We start from the raw sequence: 26,792 nt of genomic DNA, 5'->3' as shown, positions 1-26,792 counted from the left end.
GGCCGGGTGACCACTCACGGGATCGCCAACGCCGTGCGGATGATGTTCAAGAGGAACCCCCGGACCTCGTCGCTGCGCATGATGACGACCAGAAGACCCGCGAAGGCCACAGCAGCCAAAGTGGCGATGGCGTACTCCGCCGTCGACGTGCCGGCCTGACCTGAACAGGTCTTCTTCAGCCTGGCTCGGAGGCGCCAGAGGATCCCGACGATCCGGAGCCACAGGATGGCGCATTCGCCTGAAACACTCCACCTTCGCCGTTCCAACCCGTGCGGAGTGGTGGCAGTGATCGAATGACGTCCAGGAGTGCCCGGATCGGCTGAGGCGGGCGTGGTGGTTGTCGGCATATGGACTTCCTTTCAATGAGGCCCCTTCGGGCGATGTCAGACGACTCCAGGCAGGAGCGCCAGGACCACTGGGATGATGCCCAGGCAGATGAAAGACGGCAGAGAACACATCCCCAAGGGCAGGACAATCCGGACCCCCAGAGCGGCGGCTCGCCGTTCGGAGTCCCGCAAGGTTCTGCGGCGCTCCGCGGCGGCACTGGACCGGATGCTCTGAGCCGACGGCGCCCCGCTCAAGGCGGCGAACCCCAGGGCCTGTTTCAGTGCTTGCAGCGATGGGTGGAGGCCATGGCCCGACCCGCGGAAGAGGCGGACGGCGCGCGGCACGAGACTCACGCGATCGCTGTTCACGCCCGCGAGGGGACCGACGTCGGACGCGCTGCGCCAGGCTGCATCCCACGCTGCGCCCAAAGCGAGCGCGGCCACGACACGTCGGAGCTGGGCCGCAATGGCCTGATCCGCGCACTCGGCCAGCACTTCGAGACTGCGTTCCAGACTGAGCCCGGATTCCAGCAGCACCCCGACAAGTTCCAGCAGCAGCGCGCTGTCCTCCACGACGCCGGGGCCTCCGGACACTTCCGGCAGGCCTTCCGGCCCGTCGAGGCTCCGCCCGTCGGCAGCGCCCCTGAGGACGAGAACCGTCGCGCAGGTGGGCCTGGCACTGGTCAGGCACCAGCAGACGAAAAGTAGGACGGAGAACTGGAGGAGGATCATCGCGAACCCACCTCCGCCTGACGTACCAGACGCGATGACCAGACCCTGCCGAGGAACCAGAAGAGCAGACCGGCCACCACGGACAGCCCTCCGAGCGGCGAGCGCAGCACGATGTCCACGGGGTCGACGCCCAGCAGCAGACCGAGGCCCAGTCCGAAGAACGGCAGCCAGCCGAGCAGGGCGACACTGGCCCGGGGACCGGCGAGCGCCGTCTGGCGAGACCTCTCGGCATCCGCGGAGTGTTCGAGGTCGAGGGCGAACCGTTCCAGGAGGTCAGCGAGAGGGCATCCGCTGAGTTCGCCGGCGCGCACACAGGCAGCTAGGCGGGACCATTGCCGGACGGAGAGGCGGGACTCCTTCGGGAACCGCCCCGCAACCACCTGCCGGTGGATGGCGATGGCGGGGCTTTCGCCCAGCTCGGCCGCTTGCGCAGCCACAGCCAGAAGAGATGAGTCCACCGAGATGTCGGCACCCGGCCGCAACTCGTGGCGCATTTCCGAGGCTTCTCGCTGGAACTCCAGCAGTTCCCGCCATGCCTGAGCGGCACTGCGTCCACCGTTCAGCAGGGCGCCGAGATGCTGCACCAGAACGGCCATCGATTCACGATCCGAGGCGGCAGTGTTCCGCGCACCATGCGTGCTCGTCCTGATCCGCTTCCGGAACCGGGCAAGTGCGCTGCTCCACGAACCGAGCACGCCGTGGCCGACGCTGGCTGGGGCGAGACCGCGCTCGTGCCGCCATACCCAAGCGCCGTGCCCGGGACCGACCATGAGCAGTGCCACCATCAGGAAGACGACGAAGAGCATCACGCTTCCGTCCCACCGTTCAGCCTGCCCCTGAACGCCGGCCAGCCCGGTCCATAGCTCACCCGTCCACCGACATGACGCAGAACGGACTCCGTGGCCAGGCGTCCGTCGACTGCCCGGACCAGGCTCAGTTCGCGTATCTCGCGTCCCGTTGAGGTCCGGGCCAGATGGATCACCACGTCAACAGCGCTCGAGACCTGTGCCGCCGTAGCGGTCCCATCCATTCCCGCCAGGGCGCACAGTGCTTCGAGCCGGGCCGGCACGTCATCGGCTGAGTTCGCATGCAGGGTCCCGGCACCACAGTGTCCGGTATTGAGTGCCATCAGCAGCTCACGGACTTCCGAACCGCGGCACTCCCCCACGATGAGACGATCCGGCCTCATCCGCAGAGACTCCCGGACGAGTTCCCTCAACCCGATGGCTCCTTTGCCTTCGATGTTTCCATGACGGGATTCCAGCCTGATCACGTGAGGATGCCCGGGGTCTAGCTCCGACGCGTCTTCGATCAGAACCAGCCGCTCTTGCGCCCCCGCGAGACTCAGGAGAGAAGACAGCAGGGCCGTCTTCCCGGAACCGGTGGCTCCGCTGATCAGGAAGTTCAGTCGTCGGCACATCAAGGCCTGGAGAACGCCCAGGACGTCCTGAGTGAACATGCCTGCCTCGCTGAGTTCGGCCAGGGTGAACCGCCGGTCGCGACGGATCCTGATCGACAGGACGGTGCCGTCCGGGGATAGTGGGGGAATGACCGCGTGGACGCGGTAACCGCCAGGAAGGCGCACATCGACACACGGATTGCCCTCGTCGAGGCGCCGTCCTCCGGCCGATATCAGTCGCTGGGCCAGGGCGCGCACCTGTTCCTCGCGCCCCAACGGCACCGCGATGCGCTCGAGGCCGGCTCCACGGTCCCACCAGACCCCGTCGGGCCCGTTGACGAAGATGTCGGTGACTCCTGGGACATCGGCGACGACCTGCAGTGGTCCGAGGCCCCGCAATTCGGCATTGATGCTCTCGACCGCTGCGAGCGCCACGGAGGGCCCGAGGAACCTCCCCGTCGCATTCACGGCGGCGGCGACCCTTTCCATGGTGACCGGGCCGGGAACACTCAGCACGTCCTGCCTGATGGTTTCAAGAAGCGCCTGATCCAGGCCGTGCCCGTTGCCGGAGCGCTGAGGAAGGCCTTCCTCCTGCCCGCTGCCGACAGCCGTGAGGGGACGCTGCCGGCGCGGAGCTCCCGACTGGAAGGCACGGCGCCGGCCGCTGTTAGCCCTGGGCGTGGCCGACGAGGTCTGCTCGCCCTCCGGTGTCTCCCTCATCGTGCACCACCTCCGGCATGGGCGAGTACCGCGCCGACCACTGTCCGTACCGGACGGATCCTCGACAGGCCAGGCAGACGGCCCTCATCGGCGGCGGCCTGAACACCACGGAGCGGTGGAATCAGACCGTGATAGCGAAGGCCCAGCCGCTTGGCGAGTTCCGCGGCTTCGGGGCCCTGACCACGCCGGGCGCGGGCCACCAGCCCAGGCGATGACACCGGCAGGTGGCCGAGCTCGTTACTCGCGCGGACAGCGGCATTCAGGGTCAGGGGCGCACACACGGTCAAGGTGTCGCACCACCAGGCGAGCTGGTGCAGTGTGGAATCCGAAAGATCCAGGACCACCAGGTCGTACGCCTTGCGCGCTGCGTCCAGGACCCGGGGATCGTGGATCACCGGCCCCGGTGCGACGCCGTCTGCAGGCCACATCAGCACCGAGAATCCGGCGGTCTGCGGAAGAGAATTCGCGAGCCGTTCGGGACTGATCGCTCCGCTGCTCGCGTTCAGCTCGACCCACCCCGATCCTGCGAGGTCGGCGGCCGACAAGGCGTACCGCCACCCCGCGTCATGAGCCGCGGTGTTCACGAGCACCGTGCGCAGTCCCTCCTCGGCAGCTTGCGCGGCGAGCCAGACCGCGAGGGTCGACGTGCCGCTCCCACCTGCGGCGCCCCACAGTCCGGCGACCAGTCCGCCGTCGCGCACGGTGCCCATGCCGCCGAGGAATTCGGCCAGCCAGCCCATGGCAGCGGGCAGGACGCCGACTCGTTCCACACCCCACATCGCCGCGCGGTCCCACAGCCCGGGATCATCCTGCAGGCCGAGCAAGGCATCCACGGGTCGGCGACGGACAGGGAAATCCAGGACATCCCCGCCGACGATCACCGCGCTGGATCTGTCCCAGTCCGGGACGGCGCTCTGAACGTCTTCCGCCACCCGGAGCCGCACACCCGCGGCGGCCGCGGCGGCCCTGACCGCCTCCTGGATCGCCGGAAGTCCGGTGATGAGAAGGAATGGCGCGCCGCCGGACTCCGTTCGGACGGCCACCCGATCGGGCCACCCGGTGTCGCTCAGCTCGGCCGTGGGATCGTCCACGGCTCCCTGCATACGTCGTTTCATGAATCCAGCGTGCTGCCGACCACGGCAAGCTGGCAGGGTCCGCCGGGGCCATGTGGACAGCGCTCACAGCGGCTTGTCCACAACACGAAGATGGCGTCAGAAAAGGTCGGTGTCAGCCGGGAGAATGGAACCATGCACATTCTGATCACCCCCGACGACGACGGCGGGGCGCACCTCTCCCGCCTCGATGCCTCGGGTGTGGCGATCGGCAGCCCGCGGAAGGTCTCCGCCGAAGATCTCCCGCAGGAAGTGCTATCCCTGGAAGAGGACCAGCCCCGCTGGGTCTGGGACACCGTGCACGACTTCTACCCGCGCCTGCTGGCCGCCGGAGCGCGGGTGGCCAGATGCCACGACATCAGTCTGATCCGGACCATCCTGCGGTTCTCCTCTCTTGTGCAGGACCCTGGCTACGCCGAGATAGCAGCCAGGATCACGGGCTCCCCGGACTACCCCAGCTCCGAGGCGGGCCCCGTGGAGCAGCTCCAGGACAGCCTGTTCGACGCTCCCCGCCAGGCGCGCGACCTCGAGCCGACCCGGCAGGAGTTCGCGGCGCAGCTGACCGCGATCGCGAGTTCCGCCTCCCCCGTTCGGCTGCGCCTGCTGGTCGCCGCGGAGTCAGCGGCTGCCCTGGTGGCCACGGAGATGCAGTTCCTGGGAGTCCCGTGGGACCAGGCGGCCCATCGTGACCTGCTGGAGGAGGTTCTGGGCCCGGAACCTCCAGTCGGCCAGAGGCCACGGAAGATGGAGGCACTGGTGGCGGAGATGAGAGAGCTGCTCCGCTCGCCCTCCCTCAATCCGGATTCGCCGCAGGAACTCCTGCGGGCCCTGCACCGCAATGGCATCGAAGTGCGGACCACCCGGCAATGGGAACTGCAGGAATTCAACCACCCCGTGATCGCCCCCTTACTGGAGTACAAGAAGCTGTCCCGTCTCTACACGGCGAACGGCTGGTCCTGGCTGGACAGCTGGGTCCGCCACGGCCGTTTCAGATCGGATTACGTGGTGGGGGGTGTGGTCACCGGTCGCTGGTCGTCCCGCGGCGGCGGGGCGCTGCAGATCCCGAAGTCGGTCCGGAATGCTGTCCGGGCTCTTCCGGGGTACAAGCTGCTGGTCGCTGACGCCTCGCAGGTGGAGCCGCGCATCCTGGCGGCCATGTCGGCCGATCAGGGAATGGCCGCCGCCGCTCGCGGTCAGGACCTGTATGCCGAGATCGCCGACGCAGGATTCGGCGGCAGCCGTTCCTCGGCGAAAGTCGCGCTCCTGGGCGCCATGTACGGTGCGACGACCGGGGAATCCGCCCGGCTCATGCCGCAGCTCAAGAAGCTGTACCCGGCGGCGATCGGACTGGTGGAGGACGCCGCGCGACGTGGAGAACGCGGGGAGTCCGTCTCCACGTGGCTGGGCAGGACCACCCCTCCTCCCGGAGCGGCATGGGAGGCGGCCCAGAGGACACAGACTCAGGAGGAACAACGCCGCGCCGACTCCTGGGCCAGGTCACGGGGCCGGTTCACCCGCAACTTCATCGTGCAGGGGACCGCGGCGGAATGGGCGGAGTGCTGGCTGGCCGGAATCCGGTCGCGACTTCACGCGCTCGGGGCCGCGACGACGGATGACGAGTCGCCGAACGCCAGCTCAATGGACGTCACCTCGCAGGACACCGAACGGCAGGAGGCGGGACGGCAGAAGGCGGGACGGCAGGACGCGCGAAAGACAGACACCGAACGGCAAGACGCCGAAAAGCCGCATCCCGGCAACAGGAATCGCGAGCCATACGCTCCCCCGGCATGGCCTGTCACTGGTCCCGCGGAACTCGTCTTCTTCCTGCATGACGAGATCATGGTCCACGCCCCCGAAGAGCTCATCCCCGACTGCATCGAGGCAGTGGAAAGCGCGGCACGGGACGCCGGTCGGCTCCTGTTCGGCACGGCCCCGGTGGACTTCCCGCTGACGGTCGCGGTGGTCGACTCCTATGACCAAGCCAAGTAGCCAGGGCGAATAGTCAGGCCACGTCGCGATGCCACGCAACCGGGCCATGTGGCCAGGCCACGTCGCGATGCCATGCAACCGGGCCACGTGGCCGGGCAACATGACCATGCTGCACCGTTTCAGAGCGTGAAGAAGTGCTTCCGGTCCGGATCCCAGGGCTTGGCCCACCCGAGGTAATGGAACGTCTCCTCCAGCAGCTTGCCGGTGAATCCCCAGATGAAGACGTCCTCCACCAGGAAGGCCGGGGACTCGAAGACGACTCCCGCCCGCTCCAGACTGGCTGTGACACGGTTCTGGGGGTCGAGGAGGTCGCGCACCGGAATACGGAACACCTGGGCCGATTCTCTCGGATCGACCACGAACACGGGACTCACCTCGCGCCACCAGGCGAGAACAGGAGTGACCATGAAATTGCTGTACGGCAGCGGATGCGACGGCAGGACTCCCACCACGTCGACACCGGCAGGGTCCAGCCCCGTCTCCTCGACGGCCTCCCGCAGAGCGGCGGCAGCCTCATCAGCGTCGTCGGGCTCCACCTTGCCGCCCGGGAAGGCGATCTCCCCCGCATGGCTGCCGAGCGTCGTCGCGCGCTGGAGCATCAGCAGATCCAGGTCGTCCGGTCCCAGGCTGTGCGGTTCGCGTCCGGCGCTTTCCGCCGTGGGCGCGAAGAGCATGAGGACCGCGGCGTCACGGGCGGTGTCGGGCTCGGCCAGCGTGAGCCGCCACCGGGCGCCCAGCTCCTCGGCCAGGACGGTTCCGGCCTCGCCGGCGAACCGGCGGAGGTCCTGCAACGCGCTCACGAAGCGGACTCGGCCAGCAGTGCTCGCTGGGAAGCCATCCGGATCTCGGCCGGGTCCTCCACGGCGGCAAGGTACGCCGCCCGGAGTTCCTCCTGGCCGGGGGCGAGTTCGTACTTCAGCAGCTTGGCCGCCTTGACGGGATCCGTCTCCCCCATGCCGTACGACGGGCACCACTGGGCCACCACGCACGCACCGCACGCCGGTTTCCGGGAATGGCACACCCTGCGCCCGTGGAACACCACCCGGTGCGAGAGCTGCGTCCATTCCTTGCGTTCGACCAGCTCGCCCACCTCGCGTTCCACCACCACGGGATCATCCGAGGTGGTCCACTCGAAGCGCCGGGCAAGCCGCCCGAAATGCGTGTCGACCGTGATACCGGGGATGCCGAACGCGTTGCCCAGCACCACATTCGCCGTCTTGCGACCCACCCCGGCCAGGGTGATGAGCTCCTCCACGGACGGCGAGACCTCGCCGTCGTATTCGTCGACCAGCCGCGTCGCCAGCGCCACGAGGTTCCGTGCCTTGGCCCGGAAGAAACCGGTGGGCTGGATGATGGTCTCCAGGTCAGGAAGCTCGGCTTGCGCCATCTCGCGGGGACCCGGATAGCGGGCGAACAGCGCCGGCGTGATCTGGTTGACCCTCACGTCGGTCGTCTGCGCGGACAGCACCGTGGCGACCAGCAGCTCGAACGGGTTCCGGAAGTCGAGTTCAGGGTGAGCGTACGGATAGAACTCCCCCAGGACCTTGTTGATCTTCCGGGCCCGGCGTTTCCTGGCCAGCAGGCTTTCGCCGCCGGCCGCCACGGTGTTCTTCGTCATCGCGGGTCAGGAGCCCCGCTCGATGTTGCGGAGGTCATGCAGCACGCCGATCCGGCCGTCCTCGTTCTGAACCACCAGACCCTGCGGGCCCTCCTGAAGGGCCAGGATCCACTTGCCCGGCTGCAGATCGAAGACGGGTGCGCCGCTCCGCTCGTCCAGCGCCACACGGCGTTCCGGCACCGCGAACCAGAAGGCCTGCTGCGCCGGCTGCTCCGCCTCACGGTGAGGGTCGACGACGGCGTGAATCGGATCCGAGGACCCGGCACCCTCGGGGGCGGCGTCCTCCGTCGTGGTGGACTCCGGAGCATCGGGAGACGAGCTGCCCGCGCCCGTGTTCAGTGCCCCACCGGTGTTCAGTGCGCTGCCCGTATTGAGAGCGCTGCGGAGCACGGTGACGTCCGAGTCGTCGTCCGGGTGGGGAGCGAAGAACTCCTCTTCCTCATCCTCCGGGGCCTCGACGGGCTCGTTGAGCGTGGGGACGCCCAGCACGGGTTCCGTGAGCTCCGGCGCTTCGGCCACATGGGACTGGGCTTCCTTCAGAAGGTCGTCCTCGGACGGACCCTCCGAGGCCTCGTAGTCCGCGGTCGCCAGGACTTCGTCGCCCAGGACCGGGTCGGACTCGGGAGCCTGCGTCGACGACTGCTTCGATGGTTGCGCGTCAGCTGCGGCAGAGTCGGCGACGGCATCCGAACCGGAACCGGTGACCGCGTCGGGACCGGAATCCGATGCTCCCGCGGCTGGGACGTCCGACGGTTCTCCGGCCGTGGCGGCGGAATCGGCGTCGGCGGAATCCGAGGCCACGGAGCCCACGCCCTCGCCCAGACCTTCGGCGGTGCCCTCAGGCACCCCCGGCGCGCGGTGCCGGGAGGTGGACGGCGCGGACACGCCGTCGTCGGCCGGGGAATCCGACGCCTCGGCGGCCGCGGAACCGGCGGCCGCTGCGACGGCTGCCGCGCCCACACCTGCCACACCTGCGCCAGCAGCGGCCGGAGCGGCCCACGCCGAGCCCTGCTGGCCCTGCTGACCGTGCTGGTCCTGCTGCGGCTGGTACCCCTGCGGCGCGTACGGCGAAGGAGCACCCTGTGCCGGGCCACCCGGCCGATTCCCGTAACCCGGTGCGCTCGGGTACTGCTGAGCTGCGGGGCCGGGGTGCACCGGCTGCGCGGGACGGTTCGCCGGGGCGGCGTCCCGCGCCACGACGTGAGCGGGGACCTCGGGACGGCCGGTGAAATCAGCGGCGAACACGGGGATGAAGCGCGCCAGAACGGTCGTCACGAAGAGCAGCGCGGCGCCGAGGAGACTCAGGATCACCGACGTCCAGTTGATGTAGCCGTAGTACCCCAGGAACGGCAGGATCCCGAGCTGGCTCACCGAGCCCAGCAGTGCCAGCGACGCCAGCACGGACGCGAGCTGGTCCAGCGAGAAAGATCCGAGACGGAGCTTCGTGGATGGGCTCACCCTGCGGATCACGAAGCCGACGCCGACCGCGAGCGGAAGGATCAGGTCGAGCCCGAGGAACTCGAGGCTCGGGATGAAGCCGAGGCGGCCGAAGTTCCCCAGGCCACTGCTGACCAGCAGCAGAACGATCGCGACGAGCACGAGCACATCACGGAGGGTGAGGGGCCCCAGGAGCGCCTTCCCGCCGTCGGGCTGCTGAGATGCCGCCGCACCACGCCCCGCGGCCGGCGCCTGAGCGTAACCGGGACCGGCATACCCCGTGCCCGGAGCGGACCGGCCGTAGTCGGGGCCCGTCTGAGGAGCAGCGTGCTGCTGCGCACCCGGCTGCTGACCGTACTGCACGGCTCCCGGCCCGGCGGGCGCACTCTGCGACGACTGGCCATACGGCTGGCCCTGGCCTCCACCATACGGAGCACCCGTCGCGCCGCCACCCTGCGGGCCGCCCTGGTACTGTCCGGGCGCCTGCTGCTGGCCCGGAGGTCCCCACGGACTCTGCCCCGGATTCTGCCGGCCAGGCGTTTCCGGCCCGCCCTGATTGTTGAACTCTGGCGTTGACATCGGCTGTGTTCTCCTGTCGATGGAGGTCATGCTGCGGACTTGTCACCAGCCTAATGGGAGGACGGCCCGCCCGGGAGAAGTGTTGCCGGAGAACGCCCGGAACCGCAGAGCGGCAGGCTCCGGGATTTCTCCAGAAAAGCGCCAAATCGCGCGTCGCGGCACTCCCGGCGGCCCCCGGGGATTCTGTTCACTCGTGGTTCACAGTGTGACCGCGGACACTCATTTGTCGGAGCAGAGGACTAAGGTGGTCGGTGGAATGCACCTCAACGAAGAAGTAGAAGGATCCAGGATGTCTGAAGAGACCACTCCAGCCGCAGGTGACGCCTTGGAAAACCTGCTCCAGGAGAACCGTCGTTTCGCCCCCACGCCCGAATTCGCGGCGAGCGCCATCGCCGGCGAGGAACTGTATGCGGAAGCCGCAGCGGATCGTCCCGCGTTCTGGGCCCGGCAGGCGCGTGAGCTGCTGACCTGGAACAAAGACTTCGAGACCGCGTTGGACTGGAGCAATGCCCCCTTCGCGAAATGGTTCGTGGGCGGCGAGGTCAACGCGGCGTACAACGCCCTGGACCGGCATGTCGAGAACGGTCTCGGCGAGCGCGTGGCCATCCACTTCGAAGGCGAGCCGGGCGACACCCGCAGCTACACCTACGCCCAGCTCACGGACGAGGTTAAAAAGGCCGCCAATGCCTTCGAATCACTCGGGGTGGGCAAGGGCGACCGCGTCGCGGTCTACCTCCCCATGATCCCGGAAGCCGTCATCACGTTGCTGGCCTGTGCCCGGATCGGAGCGATCCATTCGGTGGTGTTCGGCGGGTTCTCGGCCGACGCTCTCCGTTCCCGCATCGACGACGCCGAAGCGAAACTCGTCGTCACCGCCGACGGCACCTACCGCCGCGGCAAGCCCAGCGCGCTGAAGCCCGCCGTGGATGAAGCCCTCGCGACGGACGGCCACACGGTCCAGAACGTGGTCGTGGTCAAGCGCAACGGCGAGCCGGTCTCCTGGACCGAGGGCCGCGATCAGTGGTGGGACGACGTGGTGGGCGGCGCCTCCGCCGAGCACACCGCGGTGGCCCATGACTCCGAGCACCCGCTCTTCATCCTCTACACCTCCGGCACCACCGGGAAGCCCAAGGGCATCCTGCACACCACGGGCGGCTACCTGACCCAGGCGGCGTTCACCCACAAGAACGTCTTCGACCTCCACCCGGAGACCGACGTCTACTGGTGCACCGCCGACGTCGGCTGGATCACCGGTCACTCCTATGTCACCTACGCGCCGCTCATCAACGGCGCCACCCAGGTGATGTACGAAGGCACCCCGGACTCCCCGCACCAGGGACGCTGGTGGGAGATCGTGGAGAAGTACAAGGTCTCCATCCTCTACACCGCGCCCACGGCCATCCGGACGTTCATGAAGTGGGGCCGCGAGATCCCGGAGAAGTACGATCTCTCCTCCATCCGCGTGCTCGGTTCCGTGGGTGAGCCCATCAACCCGGAAGCGTGGATGTGGTACCGCGAGGTCATCGGCGCGAACAAGGCCCCGATCGTGGACACCTGGTGGCAGACCGAGACCGGCGCCATGATGATCTCCCCGCTGCCCGGCGTCACGGCCACGAAGCCCGGTTCAGCTCAGGTGCCGCTGCCCGGCATCGCGGTGGACGTGGTGGATGAGGTCGGCGAATCCGTGCCGGACGGTCACGGCGGCTTCCTGGTCATCCGCGAGCCCTGGCCCTCCATGCTGCGTGGCATCTGGGGCGACCCCGAGCGCTACAAGGACACTTACTGGTCCCGCTTCGATGACATGTACTTCGCGGGAGACGGCGCCAAGAAGGACGCCGACGGGGACGTCTGGCTGCTCGGCCGCGTGGATGACGTCATGAACGTCTCCGGCCACCGCCTCTCCACCACGGAGATCGAGTCTGCGCTGGTCAGCCACCCGTCCGTGGCGGAGGCCGCAGTGGTGGGCGCCAACGACGAGACCACCGGTCAGGCCGTGGTGGCCTTCGTGATCCTGCGCGAGGGCGCGGAGAACACCGGAGACGAGATCGTGCAGGACCTCCGCGCCCATGTGGGCAAGGAGATCGGCCCGATCGCCAAGCCGAAGAACATCCTCGTGGTGCCGGAGCTGCCCAAGACCCGCTCCGGCAAGATCATGCGACGTCTGCTGAAGGACGTGGCGGAAGGCCGCGACCCGGGTGACGCCACCACGCTGGCGGACCCCACGGTCATGCAGCAGATCGCCGCGGACCTGCGGAAGTAACGGCACCCGGGGCGTGCCACCGGGCGCGCCCCTCTCGGCCGGCCGACGACGGCGGGTGGGCACTCTCAGCGCGAGGGTGCACGCCCGCCGTCGTCGTTTTCATACCGGGGTATGAACCGCCCCGCTCAGACTCCGCTCCTGCTCCGATGTGCCCGTCTCCGCACTTCGGAAGACTGGAGGCATGACCACGATCCTGCACGCCAGAGACCTGTCCCTCTCCTACCCCGGCGCCTCGCTCCCGGCGCTTGACTCCGTCAGCCTGAGCATCAGCCACGGTGAGTCGGTGGCGATCATGGGCGCGTCGGGCTCGGGCAAGACGTCCCTCCTCCACTGCCTGGCCGGCATCATCCGGCCCGCCAGCGGCTCCATCACCTTCGTCTCCGGCACCGGCCCGCTCCAGGTCGAGACACTCGACGACAGTGCCCGCGCACGCCTGCGCCGCGAGGAGTTCGGTTTCGTTTTCCAGCAGGGTCTCCTCCTGCACGAACTGACGGCCCTGGAGAACGTGGCGGTCGCACGCATGCTCAACGGTGTCCCTCGCGCGCACGCCGAGGAGGAGGCCGCCCGCTGGCTGGCCCACCTCGGCCTCGCCGGAATGGAGAACCGCAGGCTCGGCGAGCTGTCCGGCGGGCAGGCGCAGCGGGTGGCCATCGCTCGGGCCCAGATCACGGGCGCCCGCCTCATCTTCGCGGATGAGCCCACCGGGGCCCTCGACTCCGCCACCTCCGCGGAGGTCCTCGACCTCCTCCTCGGCACGATCGGGGAAGGACGAACCCTCGTGATGGTGACCCACGATCCCGAGGTGGCGCGCCGCTGCGGCCGCGTCGTGACCCTGAGCGACGGCCGGATCGTCTCCGACACCGGCTCCGCCTCCGCCTCGGCTCCGGGAGCCTTGGGCCTCGGAAGCGGTGCGGCCCGATGAACACCCTCCGGACCTCACTCCGACTGGCCGGGCTTTTCCGGCGCCGGCAGGGCGGCGACCGCGCCGCGACCCTGCTGCCGCTCCTCTCCTTCGCCCTCGTCACGGCGCTGCTCCTGCTGGTCACGGGCGGCGCACAGGCGTTCTTCCGCTGGGACGACGAGCTCGCCATCACCTACCAGATCCTCGCCGTGATCGCCTTGGTCCTGCTGCTCGTCCCGCTCGGCACAGTCGGCGCCTCGGCCGCGAAACTCGCCGCACGACGCCGGGACGACCGCCTGTCCTCGCTCCGGCTCCTGGGCGCCTCCACCGGCACGGTCACCCTCCTGACCGTGCTGGAGGCCGCGACCACCGCCCTGCTCGGCTCCCTTCTGGGCGTCGTCCTCTACTGCGCCACCGCGCCGTTGCTCGGACTGCTCCACTTCCGGGGCTCCGCGCTGGGCGATCAGATCTGGCTGCCCTGGGCCGTGGTGCCCCTCCTGGCCCTGGGGATCGTGCTGCTCGCCTCGGTGAGCGCCGTCGTGGGGCTCCGCTCCGTGGTGGTGACGCCGTTAGGCGTCCGCACCCGGCAGCGCGCCGGAACCGCCCACTGGGTCCGCGCACTCGTGGCGGCCGGGATCGTGCTCGTCGGCGTGCTCCTCATGCAGGGCATCGGCGCTCTCGGCCAGTTCGGCGGGGTCGCGGCGATGATCGTCGCGATGGCCGTGGTGTTCGGTGGCGCCTTGCTCGCTCTCAACTTCATCGGCCCCTGGTTCATCCGCGTCGTGGCCCGTCGTCGGCACCGGAAGGCGCCCACCGTCGCGAAGCTCCTCGCCGCGCGGATGATCCTCGAGGATCCGAAATCCGCGTGGCGTCAGGTCAGCGGTGTGGCGATGACCAGCTTCGTCGGGGTGTTCGGCGCGGTCGGTCTCGCGATGGCGGCGATCACGGAGGACCACCCCATGGATGACGCCTCGCGCTGGCTCATGCGGGACATCTCCACGGGGGTGCTCGTCACCGTCGCCGCGTCGTTCGTGATGGTGGCCTGCTCGGTGGGGATCAACCAGGCCGCCTCGACCCTCGACCGCGCCGCCGTGCACGTGTCGCTGGACCGGCTCGGCATGCCCCGTTCCGTGATGGTCGAGGCCAGCCGTCGTTCCGTCATGTCCGCCCTGTGGGTCGTCGCGGGCGGTTCGGCGGCCTGCGCGGTCGGGCTGCTGTTCCCGCTCGTCGGCTTCGCCGTCTTCGTTCAGCCTCTCGCAGTGCTGACGACCGCGGCCGTGTTCGTGGCCGGCTTCGTGGTGGTCCGCGGCGCGGCGGCTCTGGCCGCCCAGCTGGTGCCGGGGATCCTGGCCCGACCGGAGCGGGTGCTCTAGAACGCTCTTCCGAGGACAGAGGGGTGGATGCCGGAGGATTCCGGTGTCCACCCCTTCACTGTTCCCGGTTCAGTGATGCTTCAGTGATGGCTCAGTGATGGAGCTGGAACGTGGGCACGAAATCGGGGTCCGTGATCGCCGGCCTCCGCAGCGAGAACGCCTCGATGGGGTGCGACGTGGAGCCATCGGTCAGCAGCTCCGCGAGGATGCGGCCCATGAGGGACGCGAACTTCCCCGCGTGCCCCGCCCCGTTGAACACGGCCACATGCGGCGCACCCGGAATGGTGTCCAGCACGAAGTCGCGGTCGGCCGGCATGTCATACACGCACGTCCTGTTCGCATACACCGGCCCGACGGCGCCCGGCAGGTGCCGCCGCAGGAAACCTTCCAGCAGGGCGGCTTCCTCGGCGTCGCCTTCGTAGACGCGCTCGTCGCTGCTGATGAAGCGGCCGCGCATGTCCCGCGCGATCTTGACCGCCGGCTCACCGTAGACCGGGAACCCGTAGTGGTCCTGCTCGCCGTGGAAGATCCAGATGGGGAACCGGTCCGGGGTGAATTCGGACAGACGGGCCGACGTGAAATAGCTGACCTGTTCCTGCGACAGCGTGAGGCGGTAGTTCAGCCCGAGGTCCGGCATGAGCTCGCCGAGCCACGAGGACACGGCCACCACGAGCCGGTCCGCATGAAAGTCGCCCCGCGTCGTCCGGACCGTCACGCTGTCAGGCCTCACCTCGACCCCGGTGGCCCGGGTGTGCGGGAGGAAGGTCACCCCGTGGGCGAGGGCCAGGGAGGTGTGGGCGGCGACGCTGGCCCGGATGTCGATCAGGCCGCCGGCCTCCTGGTACATGCCGCTGACGTCGTCCTCGATCCGCCACTGGGGCCAGCGGCGACGGATCTCGTCCGCGTCGAGGTCCTCATACGGGATGCCCTGCGCCGCGAGCGCACTGCGGTAGCCGTCCAGGGAGGCACGGGCCTCAGGGGCTGAGGAGGCGAGGTCCAGCCCGCCCGTCCGGAGGTAGAGCGGCAGTCCGGACTGTTCCTCCACGTGCGCCCAGGCATCGAACATGGCGGGGGTCAGGGCCGTGTACGCGGTGCTGTGATACGCGTGCCGGATGATGCGGGAGACGTCACCCGAGGAGTTCCGCGTGTTGACCAGCTCGTCCTGCTCAAGGACGAGCACCCGGGTGCCCGGGGTCTGGGAGAGCCAGTAGGCGGCGGCCGAACCGATGGCGCCCGCGCCGATGACGATGTGCGTGTACCCGCCCGGCATGGCGTTCTCCTGTCGTTGAGTGATCCCTTCCGAGACTGGCACACGGGCTGTGACGCACGGTAGTCCGTGACGCCCCTTTGCGATACGGGGGTGCGCGAAGGGCAGGTGCGCTCAGGAATCCTCGGCGTGACAGCCGCAGGACCGCCGCAGGATCAGCTCGCAGTCGAACACCTGGTTCCGGGAGGGCTCGTCGCGCTCCGCCCCGATGATCGCCCGGACCCCGGCCTCGGCCATCTCCTTGACGGGCTGCCGCACTGTGCTCAGCGGCGGCCAGCAGTATTCCGCCTCGTCCGAGCCGTCGAACGCCATGACCGCCACGTCGTCGGGCACACTGAGGCCGGCCTCCTGGACCGCGCGGAGGAAGCCGATGGCCTGCTGGTCCGAACTGATGAAAACAGCGGTCGGCCGGGGCGTGACGGCGAGGAACTGCTTCCCGGCCTCGTAACCTCCCTGCCGGTCGAAAGTGCAGCGGAAGATCCGTCCTTCCGATTCACCCAGACCTTGCAGGGCGGCGCGCCAGCCGCCTTCGCGGCGGTCCGGCGCATTCCCGGTGGTGAGGCCCATGACCAGGGCGATGTCGCGGTGACCGTGCGAGGCCAGGTGCTCCACCGCGCGTCGTGTGCTCTCGGCGAATTCGGGGCCGATCGCATCCACCGACGGCGATTCCTCGGAGAAGTTGAGCAGCACGGTCCGGACGCCGCGCTCCCGGAGTTCCTGGATGTCCGGCTGCACCAGGACCGAGCAGAGGAACACGCCGTCCACCTGCCGGTCGATGAAGTTCCTGAGGTGCCGCCGCTCGACGGTCAGCGAATCCCGGGAGTCGGCCAGGAGCATGGCGAACCCCTGTTCCTCCGCGGCCTGTTCGACGGCTTCGGCCAGGCTCGCGAAGAACGGGTTGCTGATCTTCGGGACCACCATGCCGAGGATCTGCGAGGACCCCTTCTTGAGCGCCCGCGCCGCCGCATTGGGCCGGTAGCCGAGCGCCGCGATGGCCTGCCGGACCCTCTCCTCGGTGGCCGGGGCCACGTTCTTGGGTCCCCCGTTGACCACATAGCTCACGACGGCGGTGCTGACGCCCGCCAGGCGGGCGACGTCCTTCCGCGTGATCACGGGTCGGGGTGAAGCGGAGAGGTCCGGCATAGCCACCATGCTAGCCGCGGGCGGCCTCGGTGCTGCGGGCCGCCGGAAGCTCCGGGGCGTCCCCGAAGTCATGAATCGGGAGCCGTTCCCCTCCCCGGAGTGCCGACTGGTGGGCCACGATGCCCGGCAGCGTGAACCGGGCGGCGGTCCAGGCGTTCACGGGCGGCAGCGTCCCCGTGGCGACGGCGGTCACGAAGTCGTCCACCAGGAAGGCGTGGCTCCCCTCGTGCCCGCTCGGCAGGGCGCGGAGTTCCGCGGGGAGCCGGGACGGATCGTGCACGGGGGCGAGGCCCGAGACGAAGGCGTCCCGGAGGGCGGGATCGACGTCGGCGAGGGACGGGTCATCAAGCGGGATGCTGGGCAGGGTGCTGATCTGCTCACTCACATCGGTGAAGCCCTCCTTGTCCTGCCACACTGCCGTCTCGACGAGCTGCTCGAAGCTGCCCTCGGTGCCGAAGTAGCGGAACCGGCTCTCGCGCAGATGGGACGGGTAGCCCACGCGACGGAATTCGTTGATGCGGATGCTCCCGCCGCCGTCCATCTCGAACAGGGCCGTGGCGTTGGAGAAGTCGTTGTCGAACATGCTGATCTCGCGGTCGAAGACGCCGTCGCCTCGGTCGTCCCGGACGCCGATGCAGCTCACACTCGTCACATGGCCCCCGATGCCTCCGAGGACGCCGCCCAGGGAGTGCGTCGGGTAGAGCATGGGCGGGTAGCTTGCGGTCTTCTGCCATTCCTCCCCGCCGCTGTACTGGTAGGCGGCGTAGAAGCCGAGGTCCATGTCGTGGACGTAGTCGCCTTCGGCGTAGAAGATCCGGCCGAAGGCGCCTTCGGCTTTGCGGTCCCGCGCGTAGATCGTGGCGGGGTTGTAGTAGCTGGTCTCCCCCATCATGTAGGTCAGCCCGGTCTCGCGGACGGCCTCGATGATCGCGGCGATCTCCTCTTCACTGATCGCCATCGGCACGGCGGAGTAGACGTGTTTGCCCGCCTTGAGCGCCTGGACCACCAGCGGCCCGTGGGTCCAGCGCTGCGTGAAGATCGCGACGGCGTCGACGTCGGAGGCCAGCATGTCCTCGAAGCTGGGGAAGGTGCCGGCCAGGTTCTGGCGGGCTGCCAGCGTCTCCGCCCGCTCGGCGAGCACATCGGTGACATAGACGTCCCGGACGAGGGGGTGCGCCTTGAAGAGCTTGGCGAACTGGCCGGAGAACTGGCCGGCGCCGACGATTCCGAGGGAGAACGGTGAGATCTGAGTCATGCGGAAGAGTCTCCCAGCACGATCTACTCGAGTCAATAGACGTGAGATTCTTCTTGAAAAGCTTGCGTTACGCGGAAGTGACACGTGTAGATTGTTGGCTCAGACCCTCCGCTGGACCCCGCCATTCCGCGCCGGCCGGGTCGCCATGCCGACGCGACACTCAGATCGGTTCTGAATCTTTATGTTTGCGAAGGTTTCTTCTTGTTCACTTTTGTTCCATTGACTGCTAGTGTGGCGCACATCACAGGCAATGGGTTCTTGAAGGAGAAAAAATGCCACAGCCTCAGATGCCGGCCGGCAGCGTAGTCGCCCCGCGTCGCACCGTTCTCAAATCCTTCGCACTCGGCGCGGCCGGCCTCGCCGGCGTTCCGCTGCTCGCGGCGTGCACCGGCGGCTCCGGCCCCTCCGGTGGCGGCTCCGCAGCCACCACGTTCACCCTGGGTTCGAGTCTTTCCGACGAGGTGCCGAAGAAGGCCCTTGCCGACACGCTCGCCGCCTTCCAGAAGAAGTCCAGCAAGTCCGCGACCATCAACACCGTTCCCCACAACGATTTCCAGAACAAGATCAACTCGTACCTGCAAGGGTCCCCGGACGACGCCTTCACCTGGTTCGCCGGCTACCGCATGCAGTACTACGCGGGCAAGGGACTCCTGGCGCCCATCGACGACGTCTGGTCCAAGATCGGGGGCAACTACTCGGACGCCCTCAAGAAGGCCTCCACCGGCCCCGACGGCAAGATGTACTTCATCCCGAACTACAACTATCCCTGGGGCTTCTTCTACCGGAAGAGCGTCTGGGCGGCCAAGGGCTACGAAGTCCCCACCACGTTCGACCAGCTCAAGACCCTGTGCGCCAAGATGAAGAGCGACGGCATCATCCCGATCGGCTTCGCCGACAAGGACGGCTGGCCGGCGATGGGCACCTTCGACTACCTGAACCTGCGGCTCAACGGCTACCAGTTCCATGTGGATCTCTGCGCCCACAAGGAATCGTGGGACCAGAAGAAGGTCAGCGACGTCTTCGACACCTGGAAGGCCCTTCTGCCCTACCAGGATCCGGGCGCACTCGGCCAGACCTGGCAGGACGCCGCCAAGGCTCTCGCGGGCCAGAAGACCGGCATGTACCTGCTCGGTTCCTTCGTGACGCAGCAGTTCACCGATCCCGCCGTGCTCAAGGACATCGACTTCTTCCCCTTCCCCGAAGTGGCGGTCGAAGGCCAGGAGGCGGTGGAGGCGCCGATCGACGGGTTCCTGCTGTCCAAGAAGGGCGGCGACAACCAGGCGGCCAAGGACTTCCTGGAATTCATCGGCACCCCGGAGGGCCAGGACGCCTATTACAAGGGCGACCCCTCCAACATCCAGACCGCGAAGGGCTCCGACCAGAGCGGCTTCACCGCCCTGAACAAGAAGTGCGCGGACGTCATCGGCCAGGCGAAGTCCATCACGCAGTTCTTCGACCGCGACGCTCTCCCCGCGATGGCCAACAATGTCATGATCCCGGCGCTCCAGGCCTTCCTCAAGGACGGCACCGTGGACGTCAAGAATCTCGAGTCCCAGGCCAAGGCCCTCTACTCGGCCCAGTAGCCCGGACCCACCCGGTGGCCGGGGCGCTCTCCGGAACGCCCCGGCCACCATCGCAAGGAGATCCCTCATGACCACCTCTTCCACCGCCTCCCGGACGCGCGGCGGCCCCGCACCCCGGAAGGACCCGGGCCGGAAGCGCCCGGGCCGCGTCCGCCGGCTCAGCAGACGCGATGTTCTCGTCCTGAGCGCCATGGTCGCCATCCCCACGCTCATCCAGCTGGTCTTCGTCTGGCTTCCGACACTCTTCTCCATCGGGCTGAGCTTCATCAAGTGGAACGGCCTGGACTTCGCGGACATGAAACCCGCGGGCGTGGACAACTACCGCTTCATCCTGCAGGACTATCCGCCCTTCTGGCCCGCCATCCAGCACAACGTCCTCTGGCTGGTGTTCCTGGCCGTCATCGCCACTCCGATCGGGCTCCTTCTGGCGGTCCTCCTGGATCAGAACATCCGCGGGACCCGGATCTACCAGAGCATCTTCTTCGCGCCCGTCATGCTCTCGCTCGCGCTGGTCGGCATCATCTGGCAGCTCTTCTACCAGCGGGACAATGGTCTGCTGAACTTCCTCCTCGGCACCGCAGGGACCCCGCAGGCCGTCGACTGGTTCGGGGACTCCTCAGTCAACATCTGGGCCGCGCTCATCGCCGCCACCTGGCGCCACGCCGGCTACGTCATGCTGCTCTATTTAGCCGGTCTCAAGGGCGTGGACCCCACGCTCCGTGAGGCGGCCGCCATCGACGGCGCGAACAGCTTCCAGACCTTCTTCCGCGTGGTGTTCCCGGCGATGAAGCCCGTGAACATCGTGATCGTGGTCATCACCATCATCGAATCTCTCCGCGCGTTCGACGTCGTCTACGTCATCAACCGCGGCACGAACGGCCTGGAGCTCCTCTCCGCGCTGGTCATCCAGAACCTGGTCGGCGAAGGACAGGTCCTCGGGGTCGGATCGGCACTGGCCACTGTCCTCCTGGTGGTCTCCCTCGTCCCGATCGTCTTCTATCTCACCCGCACCTTCGGAAAGGACAGCAGATCGTGACCAGCACCACCGCACCCCGCACCCGCAGCGCCGGGCGGCAGGCCGGCGTCGCCGTCGCGCACGACGCCGTGCAGCGGGGCTCCAAGCGCAAGCGCCACTACGGGACGCACCTCTTCCTCGTGGTGATGGCCGTGATGTGGCTGGTGCCGCTCGGCTGGGCGCTGTACACCGCCCTGCGACCGAGCTGGGCCACCAATCAGTACGGCTACTTCAGCGTCCAGGGCCCCTTCAACTTCGACAACTTCGTGCAGGCGTGGACCCAGGGAGGGTTCTCCAAGTACTTCTGGAACTCGGTGATCATCACTGTGCCGGCGGTGCTGCTGACACTGTTCCTCGCCTCGCTCATGGCCTTCGCGGTGAGCCGCGTGAACTGGAAGTTCAACATCACCCTGCTGATCATGTTCACCGCCGGCAACCTGTTGCCGCCCCAGGTGCTCGCGGCGCCGCTGTTCCTCATGATGAAGCACTTCCAGGTCCCGTATGCGGTCAGCGACTCCGGCAACATGCTCAACACCTACATCTCCGTGATCGCGGTGAACACGGCTTTCCAGATCGGCTTCTGCACCTTCGTGCTCTCGAACTACATGAAGGCTCTGTCCCCGGACCTCACCGAGGCTGCGCTCGTGGACGGGGCAGGTCTGTGGCGGCAGTACTGGGAGATCATCATGCCGCTGTGCCGCCCGGCCTTCGCCGCCCTCGGCACTCTGGAAGTCATCTTCATCTACAACGACTTCTTCTGGCCCCTGCTCTTCATCCAGAACGGCGACAGGCTTCCGGTCACGACGGCGATCAACAACCTCCAGGGTCAGTTCTTCAACGACTACAACCTCCTGGCGGCCGGCGCCGTGATCACGGTGATCCCCACCCTGGTCATCTACCTCCTGCTGCAACGGCAGTTCGTCGCGGGGCTCACCCTGGGGTCCAGCAAGGGGTGAGCCGCGCCGTCGGCCCCGCTCAGGCACCGCAGCACTAGACTTCATCCAGACACAGGAGACGATCATGAGGAGCGAGTCGCACATGCTGCAAGCCGCCCGGCATCAGGCCATCCTGGAGATGGTCCAGAAGGAGCGCATCGTCAAGGTCTCCGATCTCGCCGATGCCCTCAAAGTCTCCGCCATGACCGTCCGCCGCGACATCGAAGCCCTCAGCGACACGGGCCTGCTGGAGCGCATCCACGGCGGCGCCAAGATCCTGGGCGACGCCGGAACCCACGAACCCGGCTTCGAGCTGAAGTCCACGCAGTTCACGGCGGAGAAGCAGGCCATCGCCGCCGTGGCCGCCGGATCGGTCTCAGAGGGCATGGCCGTGGGGCTCAGCGCCGGGACGACCACCTGGGCACTCGCCCAGGAACTGGTCAAGGGTCCGGCCATCACGGTGGTCACCAACTCCATCCGTACCGCGGAGATCTTCTACCGCTCCACGATCGTCAACGCGAAGACGGAGGTCATCCTCATCGGCGGCCAGCGGACCGCGTCGGACGCCCTCGTGGGGCCGGTCGCGACGCAGGCCTTGAAAAGCATGAACCTGGACGTCACCTTCCTCGGCGTGCACGGCATGGACCCGCAGGCCGGGTTCAGCACGCCGAACGTCCTGGAGGCCGAGACGGACCGCGCGTTCCTGGCGTCCAGCCGCAAACTCGTCGTGGTGGCCGACCATTCCAAGTGGGGAATCCAGGGCATCAGCAGTATCGCGGCGCTGGAAGACGCGGACGAGCTGGTGACGGACCCTGGGCTGGGTCAGAAGGCTCAGGCGATCCTCGCCGAAAGCGTCCGCCGCCTCCGTATCGCACCCCTCGCCCCGGCTTCCTGACGCGCCCCGTCCAGACGCGCCCGTCCGGACACCGCGAAGTCGCAGCGGGAGTCCGGGGAGTAGGGTGACAGCATGACCGAATCCGCAGCCGACACCCCTGTCCGCAAGACCATCCTGGTCCTCAACGGCCCCAATCTGAATCTCCTGGGCACCCGCGAACCGGAGAAGTACGGGCAGGCCACGCTGGCCGACGTCGAGTACCTGTGCGAGACGGCCGCGGCCCGGCATGGCCTGGAGATCCGGGCGTTCCAGTCGAACCACGAGGGCGCTCTGGTCGGCGCGATCCACGAGGCCCGGCATGACGCGCTCGGCATCGTGATCAACGCGGGCGCTTACACGCACACGTCCGTCGCGCTGCGGGACGCGATCGCCGCCGTCGCGCTCCCCGCCGTCGAGGTGCACATTACGAACGTCCACCGCCGCGAGGAGTTCCGGCACCACTCGTACCTCTCGGGAGTCTGCGACGCGGTCATCGCCGGGGCCGGCGTGCTGGGCTACCGCTTCGCCATCGACTACCTCGCCGAGCGGGACGCCTGAGCTGAGAGCAGCGGACGACGGCGCACCGGACCGCGCGACGTGCTGCGGCGCTATCATGCCCAGGTGACCCTCCTCGACTCCGCGCTGCACGCCGTCTCCTCCTGGAAGCCCCTCTCGCCCTCCGAGGAATCGGAACAGGCCGAATTCCTGGCGGCCCTTGATCAGGGTGCCGACGTGCTGTCCCGGCATCCCCTGCCGTCCCACCTGACGGCCAGTGCCTTCATCCTCGACGCCGCGCAGGAGCACGTACTGCTCGTGTTCCACGGCAAGGGCAGGTTCTGGGTCCAGCCCGGCGGACATCTGGAGAGCGGCGACGCCGGCATCCTGGAAGCCGCGCTCCGGGAAGCCACGGAGGAGACCGGGCTCCGAGCTGAGCAGCTGAGCGGGCTCCGCGTCGTGGACCTGGACCATCACCAGCTGTCCGACGCCTTCGGGCACTGCCGCTCCCACCTGGACGTCGGCGTCGCGATGATCACGGACGGGACGCCGCAGCCGACCGTCAGCGACGAATCCGAGGACGTGCGGTGGTTCCCGGTCGGGGATCTTCCGGAGGATGCCGTGCAGGGTTTCGACTCACGGCTCGCGGAGGTGCTGGAGCGCCTGCGTCAGATCTGACGCGGCCACGCAGGGCGTGCGCGCCGGCCACCTGGTGGAGCGGCGTCTACTTGGTGGTGCACTGCCCCGGGGACACCGGGACGTCCAGGGTCGAGGCCCGAGTCGCCACCGGCTTGAGCCCGTCCATGGTGATGGCGAAGCCGACACCACTGCTCGTGCTGGCCTTGGCGAAGACCACCCCGGCCACGTGGCCGTCGGGGCTCAGGAGCGGGCCGCCGGAGTTGCCCGGCTGGACGTCCCCGGCGATCTGGTAGACGTCCCCCATGACGTGGTTCTTGCCGTAGATGTCCGGGATCTCGACCTGGGAGATGCCCTGCACCCGGGCCGGCTTGGCCTGGAAGGGTCCACCATGCGGGTACCCCTCGAAGGCGGCTTCGCTGCCGGTCGGCAGGTTCTCCCGCAGCGGCAGCGGGTGCGCGGTCAGGCCGTTGACGGCCAGCACCGCGAGGTCGCGCTGCGGATCGAAGTACACCACGCGGGCCGCCAGCGCGGAGCCGTCCGGGGATTCCACCACGGGTTCACTCACGCCGGCCACCACGTGCGCGTTGGTCACGACACGCTCGGAGGACACCACGAATCCGGTGCCCGTCTGGTTCTGCCCGCACTGGAACGCCGTGCCGGTGATCTTGAGGACGGACTGCGCGGCGTTCTTCAGCTCCGGCGTGTCCGCGGAGCCCACGGGCGCGGGCCCGGTCAGGAGCGGCGCGGCGCCGTCGATGATCTTGGGGATGCCCTCGCCCATGAGGCTCGAGCGCAGCTGAGCCATGGCGCCCTGCACCGGGGCGGGAGTGGCGCCGTCGATGAATCGGATGACCCGCGAGCTGGCCACCTGCTGCGAGATGACCGGCACGCCCATCGAATTCAGGCCGAAGGAGAGCAGGGACATGACCAGCGCGGTCATCACCACACTGGCCGCGGCTCCCGCGAGCCGGTCCAGTCCCCGCAGGGAGCGGACGGCGCGGGCCGAGCGGATCCGGTGCCCCACCGAAGCGCCCAGGCTGTTGCCGAGGACCACGAGCACGACGGCGGTCACCACCACCGCGGTCAGGCGCCACTTCGCGTCGCTCACAAGGGAGCTGACCAGCGGCATGGCGAAGAACGCCGCCACCGCGCCGAGCGCGAAGCCGACGATCCCGCCGACGGTGACCAGGAAGCCGTTCCGGAAGCCGTAGATGGCGTAGGAGATCAGCGTCACCAGCAGGACCAGGTCCAGTACGGTCAACCCGAACACGGTGTTCCTTCCAGTCACGACGAATCCTTGCGTCCGCCATGCTACTGAGCACGCCTGACATTTTGCCGTGAAAGACTGGTGCCCACGGCCCCTGCCCGGCACGGGCGCCGGTGCGCGACGCGCATCGGACGGCATTTTCTGAAAGAATGTGCTCAGCGTCAATTTTCAGAGGAGATTACATGGACATCGAGGTACTGCGCCGGGCACCGCTTTTCGCCACATTGGATGACGACGCCTTCCGCCTGCTCACGGATGAGCTGAGCGAGGTGGACCTCTCCCGTGGTGCGTCCGTCTTCCGGGAAGGCGACCAGGGCGATCAGCTCTACTTCATCGTCTCCGGCAAGGTGAAGCTCGGCCGCACGTCCGCGGATGGCCGCGAGTCCCTGCTGGCCATCCTCGGCCCAGGTGAGCTCTTCGGCGAGATGGCCCTGTTCGACCCGAGCCCCCGCACGGCGACCGCCACGGCCGTCTCCGAAACCCGCCTGGCCGGCCTGAAGAATGAGAGCCTCAACGCTCTCCTCCGCACGCGCCCCGAGGTCTCCGCCCAGCTGCTCCAGGCCCTGGCCCGCCGACTGCGCCGCACCAACGACTCGCTGTCCGACCTGGTGTTCTCCGACGTCCCCGGCCGCGTGGCCAAGGCGCTGCTGGACCTGGCCGACCGCTTCGGCCGCCCCGCGACCGACGGCATCCTGGTGGCTCACGAGCTCACTCAGGAAGAGCTGGCCCAGCTGGTCGGCGCGTCCCGCGAAACCGTGAACAAGGCCCTGGCCGAGTTCGTGCAGCGCGGCTGGCTGCGCCTCGAAGCACGCGCCGTCGTGATCCTGGACATGCAGCGCCTCCGCCAGCGCTCCCGCTGAGCGAACCGGCTGACGGAAAAGGCCCGGCACCCCTCGAGGGGTGCCGGGCCTTTCGCGTTTCCAGGCCGGTCCGGTCAGGAGGACGGCGGAATCACGGGAAGCGCGGTCGTCGCCGGCGGGCTGGGCGGCACGACCTCGAGCTTGAGGTCCCCGTCCACCTCGACGAGCGTGGGCTGGTAGACATGCGTCTTGCGCTTGTGGCTCAGGTACGCCACGCAGCCCTTGGCCGTGCCGAGCTTCTCCAGGATGATCTCCGTGCCGGGCACCATGAGCTGCCCCAGCGTCCGGCCCCGGGTGTTCTCCTGGGCGATCTCGTCACCCAGCGAGGTTCCGGCACGGTCGCCCAGGAGCTTGGGGGCGCAGACCCAGCGGCCCCAGACGCCCTTGCTCTCCAGTAGCCGGGGCTCCTGGCCCAGGGGAAGCGTCGCCGCGAAGTAGCGGGTGTTGAACCGCCGGTGGGCGAAGTCCGGGCTGAGCCAGTTGACGAGCGGCTTCAGGAGGTCCGTGCGGAGCGAGAGCCCGCGGCGGTCCAGGACGTCCGCGAGGGTCTTGTCCTGCGCGGCAACGGCTTCCCGTGCCGCCATCCATTCCTGCGGGTTGGTCACCGCGACCGTGCTGCTCGCGTCGGGTCCGGCCAGCAGCACGCCGGTCTCCTCGAACAGTTCCCGGATGGCCGCCACGACGTGACGGCGGGCCAGCGCGGGGTCCTCGATGCCGAGGGCGTCGGCCCACTGCGCCGGTGACGGGCCGATCCAGGGCATGGGGTCGTCGTCGTGCTCTTCGACGGAGCCGCCCGGGAAGGAGACCACGCCGAGCGGCGAGGACCCGCTCCGGTAGGCGAGCCAGGTGGACATGCCGTCCGGCGTGTCCTTGATCAGGACGACGCTGGAGGCATAGCGGGGAGCCGCGGGTGTGCGCTCCCCGTGTTCGAGCCAGCTGCGTGCGGCATTCTCGAACTGGACGGGCAGCTCGAAGAGCCGCTTTGCTGCTTGGGGCACTGCTTCGGCCTATCT

At 68.4% G+C, this 26,792-nt stretch carries 24 protein-coding genes; 11 read left to right on the top strand and 13 right to left on the bottom strand.

Annotated elements, in window-relative coordinates; translation table 11 throughout:
- Window positions 1-14: 14 nt before the first annotated feature.
- The 5 genes from AB6732_RS00450 to ssd are packed head-to-tail and all read right to left on the bottom strand — an operon-like array spanning window position 15 to window position 4,292.
- Window positions 15-347 carry a DUF4244 domain-containing protein gene (locus tag AB6732_RS00450; RefSeq protein WP_370957546.1) on the bottom strand — a complete coding sequence of 111 codons (333 nt, stop codon included), beginning with the start codon at window positions 345-347 and terminating at the stop codon, window positions 15-17.
- A gap of 36 nt (window positions 348-383) precedes the next feature.
- A complete protein-coding gene (locus AB6732_RS00445) occupies window positions 384-1,058 on the bottom strand; it encodes a type II secretion system F family protein (RefSeq protein ID WP_370957544.1) in 675 nt (224 codons plus the stop codon).
- Entirely contained in the window at window positions 1,055-1,864 is an 810-nt protein-coding gene (locus AB6732_RS00440; RefSeq protein WP_370959570.1) for a type II secretion system F family protein, read from the bottom strand. The genes AB6732_RS00445 and AB6732_RS00440 overlap by 4 nt, the downstream gene beginning before the upstream one ends.
- Window positions 1,864-3,177, bottom strand: coding sequence for a TadA family conjugal transfer-associated ATPase (locus AB6732_RS00435; protein ID WP_370957543.1), 1,314 nt, complete (start codon window positions 3,175-3,177; stop codon window positions 1,864-1,866). Before AB6732_RS00435 ends, AB6732_RS00440 begins: the two co-directional genes overlap by 1 nt.
- Entirely contained in the window at window positions 3,174-4,292 is a 1,119-nt protein-coding gene (gene ssd / locus AB6732_RS00430) for a septum site-determining protein Ssd (RefSeq protein WP_370957542.1), read from the bottom strand. The genes AB6732_RS00435 and ssd overlap by 4 nt, the downstream gene beginning before the upstream one ends.
- A gap of 132 nt (window positions 4,293-4,424) precedes the next feature.
- Here ssd and AB6732_RS00425 point away from each other — a divergent pair, with 132 nt between their 5' ends.
- Window positions 4,425-6,278 carry a bifunctional 3'-5' exonuclease/DNA polymerase gene (locus AB6732_RS00425; RefSeq protein ID WP_370957541.1) on the top strand — a complete coding sequence of 618 codons (1,854 nt, stop codon included), beginning with the start codon at window positions 4,425-4,427 and terminating at the stop codon, window positions 6,276-6,278.
- 119 nt (window positions 6,279-6,397) lie between these two features.
- On the opposite strand, the gene AB6732_RS00420 is transcribed toward AB6732_RS00425, so the two are convergent.
- Genes AB6732_RS00420 through AB6732_RS00410 form a run of 3 tightly spaced genes read right to left on the bottom strand, consistent with a single transcriptional unit; the run spans window position 6,398 to window position 9,912 of the window.
- On the bottom strand, window positions 6,398-7,078 hold the full coding sequence (locus AB6732_RS00420) for a CoA pyrophosphatase (RefSeq protein ID WP_370957539.1): 681 nt from the start codon (window positions 7,076-7,078) through the stop codon (window positions 6,398-6,400).
- On the bottom strand, window positions 7,075-7,896 hold the full coding sequence (gene nth, locus AB6732_RS00415; protein ID WP_370957538.1) for an endonuclease III: 822 nt from the start codon (window positions 7,894-7,896) through the stop codon (window positions 7,075-7,077). The genes AB6732_RS00420 and nth overlap by 4 nt, the downstream gene beginning before the upstream one ends.
- Before the next feature lie 6 nt (window positions 7,897-7,902).
- The gene (locus AB6732_RS00410; protein ID WP_370957537.1) at window positions 7,903-9,912 is read right to left on the bottom strand and encodes a hypothetical protein; all 2,010 of its coding nucleotides are present in this window, start codon (window positions 9,910-9,912) and stop codon (window positions 7,903-7,905) included.
- Between the two features lie 289 nt (window positions 9,913-10,201).
- Here AB6732_RS00410 and acs point away from each other — a divergent pair, with 289 nt between their 5' ends.
- From acs to AB6732_RS00395, 3 genes are all read left to right on the top strand, one after another.
- Window positions 10,202-12,172: an acetate--CoA ligase gene (gene acs / locus AB6732_RS00405; protein WP_370957536.1), complete on the top strand. Its 1,971-nt coding sequence runs from the start codon at window positions 10,202-10,204 to the stop codon at window positions 12,170-12,172.
- A 181-nt stretch (window positions 12,173-12,353) separates the two neighbouring features.
- Window positions 12,354-13,094, top strand: coding sequence for an ABC transporter ATP-binding protein (locus AB6732_RS00400; RefSeq protein ID WP_370957535.1), 741 nt, complete (start codon window positions 12,354-12,356; stop codon window positions 13,092-13,094).
- Window positions 13,091-14,446 carry an FtsX-like permease family protein gene (locus AB6732_RS00395; protein ID WP_370957534.1) on the top strand — a complete coding sequence of 452 codons (1,356 nt, stop codon included), beginning with the start codon at window positions 13,091-13,093 and terminating at the stop codon, window positions 14,444-14,446. Before AB6732_RS00400 ends, AB6732_RS00395 begins: the two co-directional genes overlap by 4 nt.
- Before the next feature lie 91 nt (window positions 14,447-14,537).
- On the opposite strand, the gene solA is transcribed toward AB6732_RS00395, so the two are convergent.
- The 3 genes from solA to AB6732_RS00380 all read right to left on the bottom strand — a co-directional run bounded on the left by solA (window position 14,538) and on the right by AB6732_RS00380 (window position 18,111).
- Entirely contained in the window at window positions 14,538-15,716 is a 1,179-nt protein-coding gene (solA, locus tag AB6732_RS00390; protein WP_370957533.1) for an N-methyl-L-tryptophan oxidase, read from the bottom strand.
- Window positions 15,717-15,827: 111 nt separating this feature from the next.
- The gene (locus tag AB6732_RS00385; RefSeq protein ID WP_370957532.1) at window positions 15,828-16,865 is read right to left on the bottom strand and encodes a LacI family DNA-binding transcriptional regulator; all 1,038 of its coding nucleotides are present in this window, start codon (window positions 16,863-16,865) and stop codon (window positions 15,828-15,830) included.
- Between the two features lies 1 nt (window position 16,866).
- On the bottom strand, window positions 16,867-18,111 hold the full coding sequence (locus tag AB6732_RS00380) for a Gfo/Idh/MocA family protein (RefSeq protein WP_370957531.1): 1,245 nt from the start codon (window positions 18,109-18,111) through the stop codon (window positions 16,867-16,869).
- A gap of 272 nt (window positions 18,112-18,383) precedes the next feature.
- Between AB6732_RS00380 and AB6732_RS00375 the strand changes: the two genes are divergently transcribed.
- From AB6732_RS00375 to AB6732_RS00350, 6 genes are all read left to right on the top strand, one after another.
- Complete coding sequence (locus tag AB6732_RS00375; RefSeq protein ID WP_370957530.1) at window positions 18,384-19,694, top strand: ABC transporter substrate-binding protein; 1,311 nt, start codon at window positions 18,384-18,386, stop codon at window positions 19,692-19,694.
- Window positions 19,695-19,761: 67 nt separating this feature from the next.
- Complete coding sequence (locus tag AB6732_RS00370; RefSeq protein WP_370957529.1) at window positions 19,762-20,730, top strand: carbohydrate ABC transporter permease; 969 nt, start codon at window positions 19,762-19,764, stop codon at window positions 20,728-20,730.
- Window positions 20,727-21,665, top strand: coding sequence for a carbohydrate ABC transporter permease (locus AB6732_RS00365; protein ID WP_370957528.1), 939 nt, complete (start codon window positions 20,727-20,729; stop codon window positions 21,663-21,665). The genes AB6732_RS00370 and AB6732_RS00365 overlap by 4 nt, the downstream gene beginning before the upstream one ends.
- Window positions 21,666-21,747: 82 nt before the next feature.
- Window positions 21,748-22,539 (top strand): DeoR/GlpR family DNA-binding transcription regulator, encoded by a 792-nt coding sequence (locus AB6732_RS00360; RefSeq protein ID WP_370959569.1) that lies wholly within the window; start codon window positions 21,748-21,750, stop codon window positions 22,537-22,539.
- A gap of 72 nt (window positions 22,540-22,611) precedes the next feature.
- Window positions 22,612-23,076: a type II 3-dehydroquinate dehydratase gene (aroQ, locus tag AB6732_RS00355; protein WP_370957527.1), complete on the top strand. Its 465-nt coding sequence runs from the start codon at window positions 22,612-22,614 to the stop codon at window positions 23,074-23,076.
- Between the two features lie 63 nt (window positions 23,077-23,139).
- Entirely contained in the window at window positions 23,140-23,691 is a 552-nt protein-coding gene (locus tag AB6732_RS00350; RefSeq protein ID WP_370957526.1) for an NUDIX hydrolase, read from the top strand.
- Between the two features lie 46 nt (window positions 23,692-23,737).
- Here AB6732_RS00350 and AB6732_RS00345 read toward each other — a convergent pair whose 3' ends face one another.
- Complete coding sequence (locus tag AB6732_RS00345) at window positions 23,738-24,922, bottom strand: MarP family serine protease (RefSeq protein ID WP_370959568.1); 1,185 nt, start codon at window positions 24,920-24,922, stop codon at window positions 23,738-23,740.
- A 179-nt stretch (window positions 24,923-25,101) separates the two neighbouring features.
- On the opposite strand from AB6732_RS00345, the gene AB6732_RS00340 reads away from it, so the two are divergent.
- Window positions 25,102-25,779, top strand: a complete 678-nt coding sequence (locus AB6732_RS00340) for a Crp/Fnr family transcriptional regulator (protein WP_066215953.1) — start codon at window positions 25,102-25,104, stop codon at window positions 25,777-25,779.
- Window positions 25,780-25,853: 74 nt separating this feature from the next.
- Here the strand turns inward: AB6732_RS00340 and AB6732_RS00335 are convergent, their stop codons facing one another.
- Window positions 25,854-26,777, bottom strand: coding sequence for an NUDIX hydrolase (locus AB6732_RS00335; RefSeq protein WP_370957525.1), 924 nt, complete (start codon window positions 26,775-26,777; stop codon window positions 25,854-25,856).
- Between the last annotated feature and the right edge of the window lie 15 nt (window positions 26,778-26,792).

This window comes from Arthrobacter sp. RCC_34 (genome assembly GCF_041360795.1).
GTDB lineage: Bacteria > Actinomycetota > Actinomycetes > Actinomycetales > Micrococcaceae > Arthrobacter_E.
Note: the sequence above shows the minus strand (reverse complement) of the source record. Positions and strands in the feature narration are given on the sequence as shown.